11 protein-coding genes are annotated in these 13,538 nt (G+C 72.0%); 7 read left to right on the top strand and 4 right to left on the bottom strand.

Going from position 1 to position 13,538, the window contains the following annotated elements; all coding sequences use genetic code 11:
- Nucleotides 1-286 precede the first annotated feature (286 nt).
- Nucleotides 287-1,201 carry a DUF2726 domain-containing protein gene (locus V6U90_RS21650; protein WP_334439598.1) on the top strand — a complete coding sequence of 305 codons (915 nt, stop codon included), beginning with the start codon at nucleotides 287-289 and terminating at the stop codon, nucleotides 1,199-1,201.
- 232 nt (nucleotides 1,202-1,433) lie between these two features.
- Here V6U90_RS21650 and V6U90_RS21655 read toward each other — a convergent pair whose 3' ends face one another.
- Nucleotides 1,434-1,781, bottom strand: a complete 348-nt coding sequence (locus tag V6U90_RS21655) for a histone-like nucleoid-structuring protein Lsr2 (protein WP_334439600.1) — start codon at nucleotides 1,779-1,781, stop codon at nucleotides 1,434-1,436.
- A gap of 242 nt (nucleotides 1,782-2,023) precedes the next feature.
- On the opposite strand from V6U90_RS21655, the gene lon reads away from it, so the two are divergent.
- Complete coding sequence (gene lon, locus V6U90_RS21660; RefSeq protein WP_334439602.1) at nucleotides 2,024-4,369, top strand: endopeptidase La; 2,346 nt, start codon at nucleotides 2,024-2,026, stop codon at nucleotides 4,367-4,369.
- Nucleotides 4,370-4,589: 220 nt separating this feature from the next.
- The gene (locus V6U90_RS21665; protein ID WP_334439604.1) at nucleotides 4,590-4,961 is read left to right on the top strand and encodes a DoxX family protein; all 372 of its coding nucleotides are present in this window, start codon (nucleotides 4,590-4,592) and stop codon (nucleotides 4,959-4,961) included.
- A 165-nt stretch (nucleotides 4,962-5,126) separates the two neighbouring features.
- On the opposite strand, the gene V6U90_RS21670 is transcribed toward V6U90_RS21665, so the two are convergent.
- Nucleotides 5,127-5,603 (bottom strand): MarR family winged helix-turn-helix transcriptional regulator, encoded by a 477-nt coding sequence (locus V6U90_RS21670; RefSeq protein WP_334439606.1) that lies wholly within the window; start codon nucleotides 5,601-5,603, stop codon nucleotides 5,127-5,129.
- A 103-nt stretch (nucleotides 5,604-5,706) separates the two neighbouring features.
- Here V6U90_RS21670 and V6U90_RS21675 point away from each other — a divergent pair, with 103 nt between their 5' ends.
- Nucleotides 5,707-6,078 carry a DoxX family protein gene (locus V6U90_RS21675; RefSeq protein ID WP_334439609.1) on the top strand — a complete coding sequence of 124 codons (372 nt, stop codon included), beginning with the start codon at nucleotides 5,707-5,709 and terminating at the stop codon, nucleotides 6,076-6,078.
- A 50-nt stretch (nucleotides 6,079-6,128) separates the two neighbouring features.
- Here the strand turns inward: V6U90_RS21675 and V6U90_RS21680 are convergent, their stop codons facing one another.
- Nucleotides 6,129-7,853, bottom strand: coding sequence for a DEAD/DEAH box helicase (locus tag V6U90_RS21680; RefSeq protein WP_334439612.1), 1,725 nt, complete (start codon nucleotides 7,851-7,853; stop codon nucleotides 6,129-6,131).
- Between the two features lie 168 nt (nucleotides 7,854-8,021).
- Between V6U90_RS21680 and V6U90_RS21685 the strand changes: the two genes are divergently transcribed.
- Nucleotides 8,022-8,207 (top strand): hypothetical protein, encoded by a 186-nt coding sequence (locus V6U90_RS21685; protein ID WP_334439614.1) that lies wholly within the window; start codon nucleotides 8,022-8,024, stop codon nucleotides 8,205-8,207.
- Between the two features lie 62 nt (nucleotides 8,208-8,269).
- Here the strand turns inward: V6U90_RS21685 and V6U90_RS21690 are convergent, their stop codons facing one another.
- Entirely contained in the window at nucleotides 8,270-10,534 is a 2,265-nt protein-coding gene (locus V6U90_RS21690; protein ID WP_334439617.1) for a family 43 glycosylhydrolase, read from the bottom strand.
- A 328-nt stretch (nucleotides 10,535-10,862) separates the two neighbouring features.
- On the opposite strand from V6U90_RS21690, the gene V6U90_RS21695 reads away from it, so the two are divergent.
- Both V6U90_RS21695 and V6U90_RS21700 read left to right on the top strand, forming a co-directional pair.
- Nucleotides 10,863-12,203, top strand: a complete 1,341-nt coding sequence (locus tag V6U90_RS21695; protein ID WP_334439726.1) for a cellulase family glycosylhydrolase — start codon at nucleotides 10,863-10,865, stop codon at nucleotides 12,201-12,203.
- A 175-nt stretch (nucleotides 12,204-12,378) separates the two neighbouring features.
- Nucleotides 12,379-13,338: a DUF5715 family protein gene (locus V6U90_RS21700; protein ID WP_334439620.1), complete on the top strand. Its 960-nt coding sequence runs from the start codon at nucleotides 12,379-12,381 to the stop codon at nucleotides 13,336-13,338.
- Nucleotides 13,339-13,538 lie beyond the last annotated feature (200 nt).

Raw genomic sequence — 13,538 nt, forward strand, 5'->3', positions numbered from 1 at the left:
CCTACTGGATCACCGCCGAGGACCTCACCGCCTGGACCGCCACCCGCGGCTACTCCGCCTGACCAACGGCGCGCGTAGAACGACAGCAGAAAACGGTACCGAAAGGGCCGGCCCATCACGGGCCGGCCCTTTCGCGTGCGCGGGAACAGTGCGAGTACCACCAGCCGGCCGCCACGCCGCCCGGTACGCGTACCCGGCGACCGGGTCGGCCGGTGCGGACTCCTAGCATGGCCGCAGACGCCCGACGGTGACGGCGCGGGGCGTACGGACGACGGAACAGGTAAGGATGACGGCAACCGGTAACGGCGGGGGCGGCTTTCTGCGCCCGCTGGTGATGTCCGGTCCGGCGGGTGACGGTGGCACCCCCGGCCGGGGTTTCGAACGCGGCGACTGGGTGGTGCTGCCCGATCAGTCGCTCGGCGCGTTGGTGCACGCCCGGCCCCCGGAGGTGACCGGAAGCCAGTGGAACACCGCTATCCGGACCCGGTACGACTTCGTCGCCTGTGATCGGCGTACCGGTCGGCCGGTCTTCGCCGTCGAGCTGTCGGACCCGGACACCACCGGCACCGGCCGCTCCGGCGGTGCCGAGCGGGCCGACCGGATGCGGACGGCGGTCTGCGACGCGGTCGGCTTGGAGGTGCTGCGGATCGTCTCACCGATCCTGCGCCCGGCCGGTGTGGGACGACGAATCGTCGAGTACCTGCTCGACGCACGCAGCTACGCGACAGCCGTGCGGGACGCCGTCGACCCGACCGACCCGCTCGCCGAACCGGCGGTCGGCTACCGGGACATCATCGGGCGACTGCCCGACGGGCGGGACGGGTTCGTCAACGATCTCGGCGCGCTGGCCCGGGCGGCGGCGGTCGACGCGTACGTCTCCCGCCGGCTCACCGATCCGATCCTGCGCGGCCTGTACGTGCACTGGGTGGACGGCCCGGCCGAGGGATGGGGCTGGGTGGAGGTGGGGGAGGGGCGCTGCCTCTTCGAGCGGGTGCTGCTCTGGCCGCACCGGTTCTCCTGCGGGGTGCCCCCGGAGCGGCTCGCCGAGGATCTGGCCGCAGTGGCGATCGGGGAGCGGCTACGGTCCGCCGATCCGGTGCCGGACGACCGGGCCGAGGTCGCCCGGCGCTTCACGGAACTGGGTCGGCGACGGGCCGAGCTGGTCGGCGGGTTCGCCTTCGACCACCTCAGCTTCGGCTGACCGGCGGGCGCTGCCCGTTCCGGCTGACCGGCGGGGCGTCCGGCCGGGGTGGATCGGCCGGGTGGCAACGTTTCGCCGCAGATCTGCCGGGTTTCGACAACGGGTTCCGCGTCGAGCCGCAGCGTTAACCGGGGAAAGCGCACGTGTCCTACGGGCCCGGCGCGCGAAATGACGGCCGGGCCGGCAGGCAGGCGGGCGGACGTGGTGGACGGGCAACGTCCGCCCGGGTGGCTCAGCGGCTCTTGTAGGCGGCGACCACGTTGGCCGGGATGCGGCCCCGGGCCGAGATCTCGAACCCGTTCTCGGCGGCCCATTCCCGGATCGCCCGGTTCTGGTCGCGGTCAATCGGTGTGGTGCCCGGTCGGCTGGCTGTGCGGGCTGGTCGGGAGGGGCTGATGCCGCCCCGGCCGATGCGGCTGCCCGCGTTGATGTACGGGTCGAGGGCCTTCCGCAGCAGGCCGGCATTCTGGTCGGACAAATCAATGGTGTAGTTGACCCCGTCGATGCCGAACTCGACGGTCCGATCGGCTTTTCCGCCGTCCAGGTCGTCGGTGAGGACGGTGATTACTTTCCTTGCCATATGTGGTTACTCCCTGTGTAACGTAGCTGTGGTTGTTAGTTTCGCCTATCGCGGCCGGAATTCGCAACAATTCCCGGAAGGTGGCCGGTAATTCCTGGCAGAATGGCGGGTCATTCGCGTTCCGGAAGCGCCGTCGACCCCCGCCCCACCCTTGCCCGTGACCCGGCTCACACTCAGGAACAAGGTCGCCGGCCGCGAACTTGAGTCGTACACGCTCAAGTTCGACTGATGGCAGGTGTGCGATGGCAACTCTTCCGGTTCTGCCCCTGACCGACGCCGTGCTGCTGCCCGGCATGGTCGTCCCGGTGACCCTCGACCCCACCACCCAGGCGGCCGTCGACGCCGCCCGCGCCAGCGGTGACAACCAGGTCATCGCCGTACCCCGGGTCGACGGTGAATATGGCTCCGTCGGCGTGACCGCCACTATCGAGAAGGTCGGCCGGCTGCCCAGCGGCGAGCCGGCCGCCGTGGTCCGGGGTCTGACCCGGGCCCGGATCGGCTCTGGCGTACCCGGCCCCGGCGCCGCGCTCTGGGTCGAGGCGCACCCGGTCGACGAACCCGCCCCGGCGGGACGGGCCCGCGAACTGGCCCGCGAGTACCGCGCCCTGGTCACCTCGGTGCTCCAGCAGCGGGGTGCCTGGCAGGTCATCGACGCCATGGAGCGGATGACCGACCTGGGCGAACTCGCCGACTCGGCCGGCTACGCGCCCTGGCTCACCCTGGCCCAGAAGACCGAACTGCTCGCCGCGCCCGATGTCACCGCCCGCCTGGAACTGCTCGTCGGCTGGGTCCGCGAGCACCTCGCCGAGCAGGAGGTCACCGAGCGGATCAACACCGATGTCCGGGAGGGACTGGAGAAGTCCCAACGGGAGTTCCTGCTCCGCCAGCAACTCGCCGCGATCCGCAAGGAACTCGGCGAGGACGAGCCGGACGGCTCCGCCGACTACCGGGCCCGGGTGGAGTCCGCCGATCTGCCGGAGAAGGTCCGCGAGGCGGCCCTGCGCGAGGTCGGACGGCTGGAACGGGCCAGCGACGCCTCACCGGAGGCGGGCTGGATCCGTACCTGGCTGGACACCGTGCTGGAGATGCCGTGGACCACGCGTACCGAGGACAACACCGACCTCGACGCGGCCCGCGCGGTGCTCGACGCCGACCACGCCGGCCTGGCCGACGTGAAGGACCGCATCCTCGAGTACCTCGCGGTGCGTAACCGGCGGGCGGCCCGCAACCTCGGGGTGGTCGGCGGCCAGGGCTCCGGCGCGGTGCTCGCGCTGGCCGGACCGCCCGGGGTCGGTAAGACCAGCCTCGGCGAGTCGGTCGCCCGTGCGCTCGGCCGGAAGTTCGTCCGGGTCTCCCTCGGCGGGGTCCGGGACGAGGCGGAGATCCGGGGTCACCGGCGCACCTACGTCGGGGCGCTGCCCGGCCGGATCGTCCGCGCCCTGCGCGAGGCCGGCTCGATGAACCCGGTGGTGCTCCTCGACGAGGTGGACAAGCTCTCCGCCGGCTACGCCGGTGACCCGGCCGCCGCCCTGCTGGAGGTGCTCGACCCGGCGCAGAACCACACCTTCCGCGACCACTACCTGGAGGTCGACCTCGACCTGTCCGACGTGCTCTTCCTGGCCACCGCCAACGTGGTGGAGACCATCCCGGGTCCGCTGCTGGACCGGATGGAACTGGTCACCCTGGACGGCTACACCGAACAGGAGAAGGTCGCCATCGCCCGCGACCACCTGCTGCCGCGCCAGCGGGAGCGGGCCGGCCTGACCGTCGACGAGGTCACCGTCACCGAGGCGGCGCTCGCCCGGATGGCCGGCGAGTACACCCGGGAGGCCGGCGTGCGGCAGCTGGAACGGGCCATCGCCCGGGTGCTGCGCAAGGTCGCGGTCACCCTGGCCGGCAACCCCGATCCGGTACGCGTCGACGCCGACGACCTGTCGGCGTACCTGGGGCGGCCGAGGTTCACCCCGGAGTCGGCGGAACGGACCGCGGTGCCCGGCGTCGCCACCGGGCTCGCCGTCACCGGGGCCGGTGGGGATGTGCTCTTCGTCGAGGCGACCAGCATGGACGGTGAGCCGGGGCTGACCCTGACCGGCCAGCTCGGTGAGGTGATGCGGGAGTCGGCGCAGATCGCCCTGTCGTACCTGCGGGCCAACGGGCGTGCCCTGGGGCTGGACCCGAACGCGCTGGCCGGGCGGCGGATCCACCTGCACGTCCCGGCGGGCGCGGTGCCCAAGGACGGCCCGAGTGCGGGCATCACCATGGTCACCGCGCTGGCCTCGCTCGCCTCCGGCCGGCCGGTACGCCCCGAGTTCGGGATGACCGGCGAGGTGACCCTGGCCGGTCGGGTACTCCCGATCGGTGGGGTCAAGCAGAAGCTGCTCGCCGCGCACCGGGCCGGACTGACCGAGGTGATCATCCCGGCGCGCAACGAGCCGGACCTGGACGACCTGCCGGCCGAGGTACGCGCGGAACTGACCGTGCACACCCTCGCCGACGTCGCCGACGTCCTCGCCCTGGCGCTACGCCCCGCCGACGCCGACACCCTCGGCGCCCCCGGCGGGTCCGGACCGGCCCTCGCCGCCGCCTGACCCACCCGTCCCGGCGGCTGCCCGACCCACCCGCTGCCGACCGTTGATCATGGACTTGTGGTGGCCCTTTTGGTGCTACTCGTGGCATTTGCGGGGCACCACAAGTCCATGATCGGCGAGGTTGTGTTGCTCCGATGACGGATCCGTGGACGGCTCAGGTGGCCAGCCGTAGCCTGCTGCTGACGATCAGCTGACGCCGGTGCCGGGGAGGGAACGCGGGGTGAACGTCCTGCTGTGGATCGTGCAGATCGGGATCGCCGTGGCCTTCACCAGCGCCGGCCTGGTCAAGCTCACCCAGTCGGTGGCGAAGCTGCGCGACGGTATGCCCTGGGCGCGGGCTGTACCGGGGTTCGCCGTGCGGGCCCTCGGTGCCGTCGAGCTGCTCACCGCCATCGGTCTGGTCGTGCCGGCCGCCACCGGGACCGCCTCGGTACTCACCCCGGTGGCGGCCCTCGTCGTCGTGCTCATCATGATCGGCTCGGTACCGGTCTTCGCCGGGACGGGTGACCGGGTGGCGATCGCACTAAGCCTGCTGGTGCTGGTCCTGGCGGCCCTGGTCGCCTGGGCCCGGTTCGGTCCGTATCCGGTCTGAGCCGGTGTCGGGCCGGAAGTCCGGTCGCGCGCCGTGCCGGCCGCCAGCCAGGTCCGGCCGTCAGTCGGGTCCGGCCGTCAGTCGGGTCCGGCCGTCAGTCGGGTCCGGCCGTCAGTGGGGCCTGACCGTCAGCCGGCCAGTCGGGTCCGGCCGTCAGTGGGCCGGTCAGCAGGCTGACCCTGGACAGGGTGGGTCGAGGCGGGCCAGCAGTGCGGTGCAGATCTCGTCGAGCTGGGACTGCTGGGTCGGGGTCAGCGCGTCGAAGACCAGCGACCGGACCTGGGCCACGTGACCGGGGGCGGCAGCCACCACCTTGTCGTACCCGGCGTCGGTCAGCACCGCGCGCCATCCCCGGCCGTCGCCCTCGGCGCGTTCCCGCCGGACCCAGCCCTGCCGTTCCAGCCGCCCGATCAGGTGGGACAGCCGCGACTGTGATCCGTTGACCAGGGCGGCCAGCTCGCTCATCCGCCGGGACCGGCCGGGCGTCTCGGAGAGCATGGCCAGTACCCCGTACCCGAACTGGGTCAGATCGGCGTCACGCTGCAACTGCGCGTCGAACTCGGCCGGCAGCAGGGTCAGGACCGCGACCAGTCGTCGCCAGAGCTGCTGCTCGTCCTGGTCCAGCCACCGGGTCGGTTCCATGCCGTCAGCATACCGTTTACTTGACGCTTCAAGTACCTGCACCTAGGGTGTCCTTGAACCTTCAAGTATCTCCGTGTGCCCATCCCTCCTTGGAGACGACATCATGAACACCCTGCTGTGGATCGTGCAGATCCTGCTGGCCCTGGTCTTCGCTGCTGCCGGCCTGGTCAAGCTCAGCCAGTCGAAGGAGCAACTCCGTACCAAGATGGCCTGGGTCGACGCGGTCCCGGCGGGGGCGGTCAAGGCGCTGGGCGCGGTCGAGGTGCTCGCCGCGATCGGGCTGATCCTGCCCGCACTCACCGGGATCGCTCCGGTGCTCACCCCGCTCGCCGCCGTCGGGCTGGTCGTCGTGATGATCGGCGCGATCGTGGTGCACGCCCGCGTCCGGGAGTACCCGGCGATCGGCGCCAACGTCGTCCTGCTGCTCCTGGCGGCGCTGGTCGCCTGGGGCCGCTTCGGCCCGTACGCCTTCTGACAGTCGATGGCGGGGGCGACCCGGTGCCCGGGCCGCCCCCCGCCGACGGCTCAGTGCTCCCGGTCGCGATCCCGGCGGACGGTGACCTTGCGGCCCTTGATGGTGCTGCCGCGCAGCCCTTCGATCACGTCGTTCGCGGCGGCGTGGGGGACCTCGACCAGCGAGAACCGGTCGGCGATCTCGATCGAGCCGATGTCCCGGCCGCGCACCTGGGTCTCCCCGGTGATCGCGCCCACCAGATCCTGCGGACGCACCCCGGCCCGCCGGCCCAACCCGATGAACAGGCAGGTCATGCCACCCGGCCGGGGCCGGCCGCCGCCGCGCCGGTCGTCCCGGCCACCGGTCTCCCGCCGGGGCCGGGCCTCCCGCTCGGCGCGGAGCGCAACCTGCGGGATCTCCTCCTCGTCCACGGTGACCCCGGCCGACTCGTGTGCCAGCTTCACCGCGGCGAGGGCCACCTCCATCACGTCGAACTCGTCGGTGAGGGTCTCCACGATCACCCGGAACGGCTCGAGATCGTCCTCCAGCAGGCTCTCGTGCAACGCGGCCCGGGTCGACTCCAGCCGCCGGGTCCGCAGGTCGGCCACGGTCGGTATCCGTTCGATCGAGATCCGCTGCCCGGTGACCCGCTCGATGGTCTTGAGCATCCGGTGTTCCCGGGGCTCGGCCAGGGTGATTGCCACCCCCTGCCGGCCGGCCCGACCGACCCGGCCGATCCGGTGCACGTACGACTCCGGCGCCGACGGCACGTCGTAGTTGACCACGTGGGTGAGCTGCTCGATGTCCAGCCCACGGGCGGCCACGTCGGTGGCCACCAGCAGGTCCGCCGTGCCGGCGCGCAACCGGCCCATCACCCGGTCCCGCTGCTCCTGGCTCATCCCGCCGTGCAGCGCCTCGGCCCGGTAGCCCCGGCCGTTCATCGTCTCGGTCAGCCGGTCCACCTCCTCCCGGCTACGGCAGAACACGATCGCCGCGGTCGGCGACTCCACGTCCAGCACCCGGCCGAGGGCAGCCGGCTTGTACGCCCGCGCCACCACGTACGCGCTCTGCCGCACCAGCGGCGCCTCACCGGAGACCGGTGCCGGGCGACCGATCTCGATGCGGACCGGTTCGCGCAGGTGCTGCCGGGCCATCCCGTCGATCCGGGCCGGCATCGTCGCCGAGAAGAGCACCGTCTGCCGCTGCTCGGGCGCGTGGGTCAGGATCGCCTCGATGTCCTCGGCGAAGCCCATGTCGAGCATCTCGTCGGCCTCGTCCAGCACCACCGTCGCCAGTCCGCCGAGGCGCAGCGTGCCCCGGGAGATGTGGTCCAGGGCCCGGCCCGGGGTGGCCACCACCACGTCCACCCCACTGTCCAGGGCGCGTAGCTGCCGGCCGATCGGCTGGCCGCCGTAGATCGGCAGCACCCGGACGCCGAGCTGCCGTCCGTACCGGTGGAACGCCTCGGAGACCTGCACCGCCAGTTCCCGGGTCGGCACCAGGACCAGCGCCACCGGATCACCGGTGGGTCGCTCCGCCGGCAGTTGGTGCAGCATGGGCAGCGCGAATGCCGCGGTCTTGCCGGTCCCGGTGGCAGCCTGGCCCAGCAGGTCGCCCCCGGCGATCAGCGGCGGGATCGCCTCCCGCTGGATCGGGGTCGGCTCCTCGTAGCCGAGGGCGCCCAGCGCGTCCAGCAGCTCGGCCCGTAACCCCAGATCGGCGAAGCTGGTGGTGTCGTCGTCGGTGTTTACCGGGGTGCTGGTCGGCGGATCGGGCCGTACGCTTTCGGAACTCATACCCGCAAGCTTTCCATCCCGCGATCGACGCGTTCCGCCGACCGCTCACCTGGCCGGTGCATGCCGGCGTGCGAGTGCCGGGAAGCCCTACCTTAGTGCTCCCGGTTCTGGCGCCGAGGGGCACGACGACATCGTGACCGATCAACAGATCCACGGCAGTCCCGGCGGGTGGACTACCGGCTGTCGTTGGGGGAGGGCAACGCCCGGATCACCGGCCGGTCCGCCTCCGTCGACGGCCGGGTTCCGCTGGAACGGCTGCTGACCGCCGCCGCTGGAACGGCTGCTGACCACCGCCGCCGGTGCGGCGGTGTGGGCACCCGGCACCGCGTGACGCACCGCGTGCCGGCCCGGTGAGCTGACAGGTGTTAAGAAGGGCCCCCTGTACAACGGAAAGCGTTAACAAGGGGCCCTTCCTTCTATCGGTACATGCGGAGGTAGTCGAACTCGGCGGTCACCGCCGGTTCGGTGCCGCCGTGCGCGACCAGCCCGATGCGCGGGGTGGTACCGGCCGGGAAGGTCCACACCCCGGACCAGGTCCAGTGCGTACCGTCCCGGCTGGACCCGGCCCGGAACTCGTGTTCGCCGTTGACCGGGTCGACCCGGTGGGCCAGCCGGAGCCAGGTCGTGGTGGCCGGGGCGCCGCCGATGTTCCCGCCGTACGCCAGCCCGTCGCCGAACGGCAGCTCGTAGCCGTACTCGACCTGCCGGGTGTTCCAGATGGCCACCTGGCTCAGCCGGGCGAACCGGTCGTCGTCGACGTACGCCACCAGACCGGCCTGCTGGTAGTTACGGACCGTCTCCTCGCCCAGGTCCAGGGTCAGCCTCGTCTCCACCACGTAGTCGCCGTCCGGCGTGTCGCGCAGCAGCACGCCGGCGGTGTTGCCCGACCCGACCAGGTCGGCTGACTGCACCGGCCAGCGCAGCGCGCCACCGGCCACGGTGACCTGGCCGTCCGGGCGGACCCACTGCCAGCCGGCGCCGACCGTGTTGCCGTCGAACTCGTCGGAGTACGCCGGCAGCAGCCCGCCGACCCGTGGCGGGGGTACCGCCCGGCGGACCGGCTGGTGCAGCCGTGCGGCACTGACGTTGTCGAACTCGGCCGGGCCGTCGGCCTGTACCCCGACCGGTCCGGCGACCGGCCGGTCCAGGCGTGCCGACACGGTGGCGACCTGGTCGCCGAGCCGGGCCGGACTCAGTTCGGCGACGAGCTGCCGGCCGCGTACCTCGACCGCCAGGTTGTGCCAGTCCCGGCCGGTGAACCCGGCCGGCAGCGGCGCGCTGCCGAGCGTCGCGCCGCCGGCGTGCACCGTGAGTCGTCCGGCGCCCGGGTCGACCAGCACCGCCACCCCACCGAGGGTCAGCCCGGCCACCCCACCGGGGGTCGGGCCAGCCGGGTCGGCGGTGGTCAGCCGCAGGTCGGTCTCGGCGCGCAGGTCGCCGCCGAGTGCCCGCCGGCTGACCAGCGTGCCGGTACCGGTGAGCCGCCCGGCTGCCTCGGTCCCGGTGACCTGCCAGCTACCGCCGGTGACCCGCCAACCGGCCAGGGTCGGCCGGTCGAAGCGGTCGTCGACGGTGCCGGTGGTCACCGGCGCGGCGGTGGGGCCGTCGGAGGGGCCGGCGCCGGCCCGGACCGTCGGCCAACCGTCGATCCAGTCGAGCCGGTCCAGCAGCATCGGCCGTTCGTTGATCCCGAACGGCTCGTCCAGGTACGGGTCGGCCCGGTCGATGGCGTGGTAGACCAGCCAGTCCTGACCGGCCAGGTCGGTGAGGAACCCGTTGTGGCCGGTACCGATCCAGCGGTTGCCGTTCTGGGTCAGTACCGGGGTGCCACCGGCGCGGGAGGCGACCAGCGGTAGCCCGTCGGCGTCGGTGAACGGCCCCCGGGGGCTGGTCGCCCGTCCGACGTGGACCGAGTAGCCGGTGGCCGGTCCGGCGCAGCAGTTCGCCGTGGAGGCGAAGAGGTAGTAGTACCCGTCGTGCCGGACGACGTGGCTGCCCTCGAACTTGTTGTCGATCGCCACCAGGGTCGGCTGCCCCACCGCGCGCAGCCCGTCCGGGCTCAGTTCGGTCACCGAGATCCCGCCGTAGTAGCTGCCGTAGTAGAGGTACTTCCGACCGTCGACGTCGGTGAACTGGGCCGGGTCGATGGTCCAGAGCCAGCCGCCGCCCCCGCCGGGGCGGGGGGCCACCACCGGGTCCGGGGCCACCGTCCACGGTCCGGTGGGGGTGGGGGCGGTGGCCACGCCGATGGCGAAGTCGCCGCCCTCCGTGGAGACGGTGGTGTCGGTGACGGTGAAGTACATGACGTACCGGCCGTCGAGGAAGCGCACGTCCGGAGCCCAGAAGGCCGCGCCGGGCGCGGCGTACGGCGGCTGCTGGTCGGCGGTGAACGCGTCGCCGACGTAGGTCCAGTGGACCAGGTCGGCCGAGCGGGCGGTGGGGATGCGGTGGAAGACCCGCTCGCCCTCGTGCAGCGGGTCGGTGGTGCCGTAGGCGTACCAGAACCCGTCCCGGCCCCGGACGATCACGGGGTCGGCGAAGGTGTCGGCGAACTCGGTGGAGATCGGGTTGCGCAGTGTCGGCCGGGGCTCTCGGCCGGCGACCGTCGGTACCGGAGTGAGCGTGGCCAGGAGCAGCCCGAGTACGGCGGCGATCGTGCCGCCGCGACGGAGGTGTCCCATCAGACCTGCCTCAGGGGGTCGGGGGAGGAGCCGGCGCGGCATCGGACCGCGTCGGTGCCCCCGTTTCTACAACGTTGTATCCAACGTTGCAAAGACCGCCTGTGGCGAGCTCCGAAACCTGTTCGGTGTTGCCCCCGTCCGGCCGTGGCCGGCCCGCGTGCGCGGATCGACCGGCCGTCGGATGCGTTGCGAATACATTTAAGTTTCTTTATATTTTCGAGAGTGTTCGACAGGTGTTGACCGGCTACCGTCGCCGTCCGGCTGGCGGAGATCCGTCTGGAGGAGTCCCGTGACGCGCATCGGCAGATCCGTCCTCGCCGCCGGCCTCATCGCGGCCACAGCCGTGGCGTCCTGGGGGGTGACCGTCGTCGCGCACGCGGCGACGACACCGACCGCGACGTTCAGCAAGGTCGCCGACTGGGGGTCCGGCTGGGAGGGGAAGTACACCATCACCAACGGCGGTTCGGCCACGGTCGGCTCGTGGCGGCTGGAGTTCGACCTGCCGTCGGGTACGACCGTGGGTTCCCACTGGGACGCCCTGCTGACCAGTGCGGGGCAGCACCACACCTTCACCAACCAGTCCTGGAACGGCACGATCGCGCCGGGCGCCTCGGTGACCTTCGGATTCATCGGCAACGGCTCCGGTGCGCCGACCGGCTGCCTGCTCAACGGTCAGCCCTGCGGCGGCGGCACCACGCCACCCACCACCACGCCGCCCACCACGGCGCCCCCCGCGAGCACCCCGGTGGCGGCCAACGGGCAACTGCGGGTCTGCGGCCGGCAGCTGTGCAACCGTAACGGCAAACCGATCCAGTTGCGCGGCATGAGCACCCACGGCCTCCAGTGGTACGCCAACTGCGCGACCCCCGGATCGCTCGACGTGCTCGCGCAGGAGTGGCACGCGGACGTCCTGCGGATCTCGATGTACATCCAGGAGGGCGGGTACGAGACCGACCCGCGCCGGTTCACCGACCTGGTGCACAACTACATCGAGCTGGCCACCGCCCGGGGCATGTACGCGATCGTCGACTGGCACATGCTCAGCCCCGGCGACCCCACCTACAACCTGACCCGGGCGAAGACCTTCTTCGCCGAGATCGCCGACCGGCACCGGGACAAGACCAACGTGCTCTACGAGATCGCCAACGAGCCCAACGGGGTGAGCTGGGGCACCATCAAGGGCTACGCCGAGCAGGTCATCCCGGTCATCCGCGCCCGGGACCCGGAGGCGGTGGTGCTCGTCGGCACCCCCGACTGGTCCTCGCTCGGTGTCTCCGGCAGCGGGGGCGGGGTCGACACGATCGCGGCCAACCCGGTGACCGGCGGCAACCTGATGTACGTCTTCCACTTCTACGCGGCCTCGCACCGGGACGCGTACTACAACACCTTCGCCCGGGCCGCCGACCTGCTGCCGCTCTTCGTCACCGAGTTCGGCACCCAGGACTACTCCGGTGACGGTGCGAACGACTTCACCATGGCGCAGCGGTACCTCGACCTGATGGCCGCCAGGAAGATCAGTTGGGTGAACTGGAACTTCTCCGACGACTTCCGCTCCGGCGCGGTCTTCACCACCGGGACCTGCGGCAGCGGGCAGTTCGGCGGCACCAGCCGACTGAAGCCGGCCGGTAGCTGGGTGCGCGACCGGATCCGTACCGCCGACGACTTCTGACGTTGGGCGCGGCCGGTGGGCCGGGGCGGCCGATGCCCCGGCCCACCGGCCGTTGGCGTGCCCACCGCCCCGAAAAGGTGAACGGGAGCACTTCTCGTCCGGGCATCGGGCGCGACTCGTTACGTTCCGGACAGGTGCCTCCTGTACCGCCCGGACCGGGAGAGAGGACGCGACGATGCGAGGAACCGGTAGTGGTCCGTGGCGGGCGCACGTCCCGCCCGCCGCCGGCCCCGACCTGGCGCCCGGCCGGCGCCCGGCCGTCCCCGGGCCCGATCTCGACGCCTACCGCGCAGCGGTGGCCGGGCTGCTGACCGAGATCCCCGACCTGACCCACGGCGGCGCCGAGGAGGTGCTGGCCGAGCGGTTGGCCGACCCGGCCATCGCGGCGGTGCTGGCCGCCACCGGGCAGGGCGTGGTCGGTGCCCGGGAGACCCTGCTGCTGGAGATCGCGCGCTACCGGCCGAACGACCGCAGTTCCGCCCGGGACCTGACCGCGCTGATCCGGATCTACCTGCTCTCCCGGATCGAGATCATGTGGTGGGGGGACGAGCCGACGTACCTGACCGACGCCCAGGTGCTCGACGGGCCGGGTCTGGTCGACCTGGACCGGCTGTGCCGCCAGGGGCTGCTCCGGTTCCGGTACCGACGGCAGGCGACCACCCTCTTCGGCCGGGGACTGCGGGCGGCGCAGCGGCGGTTGGCGCCGGACCGTACCCCCCGGACCGCCGGGCTGCGGTTCGCCCGGACCCGTCCCGAGGTGATCGCGCTGCTCAGCCGGATCGCCTACGAGTTCGCCCTGGCCGCACCCCCGGGTACGCCCCCGCTCTGGGTCACCAGCCTGGCCCGGAGCATGGAGCACCAGTACCGGTTGCGGCGGCTCGGGTACGCGGCGGTGCTGCCGAGCGCGCACTGTGTGGGGTACGCGGTGGACATCGAGATGGACTGGTACCGGCGGTTCGGTGCGCACGAGGCGCTGGCCACCCTGCTGCTCGGCCGGCAGGACGCGGGCGAGATCAACGTGATCGACGAGGGGCAGGCCTGGCACGTCTGCGTCGCCCCGACCGCCCTGCCCGGGCTGCGGCGCGCCTTCGATCTGGAGATGGGGGAGGTGCCGACGTGTGCGGTATCGCCCTGAGCGTCGGCCCGCCCCGACCCGCCGCCCGCCCCGACCCGCCGCTCACATTGTCGATCATGGAGTAGTGGTGCCCCACAAAAGCCACTGAACCGCCCAGAAGCCCCACCGCAAGTCCATGATCGACTGTCGTTCGTGGACGATTTTCGGCCACATCCCGTTCATTCTTGTTACGTATCTGCGGCAAAGGTATGCACCGCCAT

The sequence above is a fragment of the Micromonospora sp. CPCC 206060 genome, from assembly GCF_036906895.1.
Lineage (GTDB): Bacteria > Actinomycetota > Actinomycetes > Mycobacteriales > Micromonosporaceae > Micromonospora.

Coding starts and splice junctions, on each gene's coding strand:
- V6U90_RS21655 (WP_334439600.1), bottom strand. CDS start 1,781: ATGGCAAGGAAAGTAATCACCGTCCTCACCGACGACCTGGACGGCGGA.
- V6U90_RS21680 (WP_334439612.1), bottom strand. CDS start 7,853: ATGAGTTCCGAAAGCGTACGGCCCGATCCGCCGACCAGCACCCCGGTA.
- V6U90_RS21670 (WP_334439606.1), bottom strand. CDS start 5,603: ATGGAACCGACCCGGTGGCTGGACCAGGACGAGCAGCAGCTCTGGCGA.
- V6U90_RS21690 (WP_334439617.1), bottom strand. CDS start 10,534: ATGGGACACCTCCGTCGCGGCGGCACGATCGCCGCCGTACTCGGGCTG.
- V6U90_RS21700 (WP_334439620.1), top strand. CDS start 12,379: ATGCGAGGAACCGGTAGTGGTCCGTGGCGGGCGCACGTCCCGCCCGCC.
- V6U90_RS21675 (WP_334439609.1), top strand. CDS start 5,707: ATGAACACCCTGCTGTGGATCGTGCAGATCCTGCTGGCCCTGGTCTTC.
- V6U90_RS21650 (WP_334439598.1), top strand. CDS start 287: ATGACGGCAACCGGTAACGGCGGGGGCGGCTTTCTGCGCCCGCTGGTG.
- lon (WP_334439602.1), top strand. CDS start 2,024: ATGGCAACTCTTCCGGTTCTGCCCCTGACCGACGCCGTGCTGCTGCCC.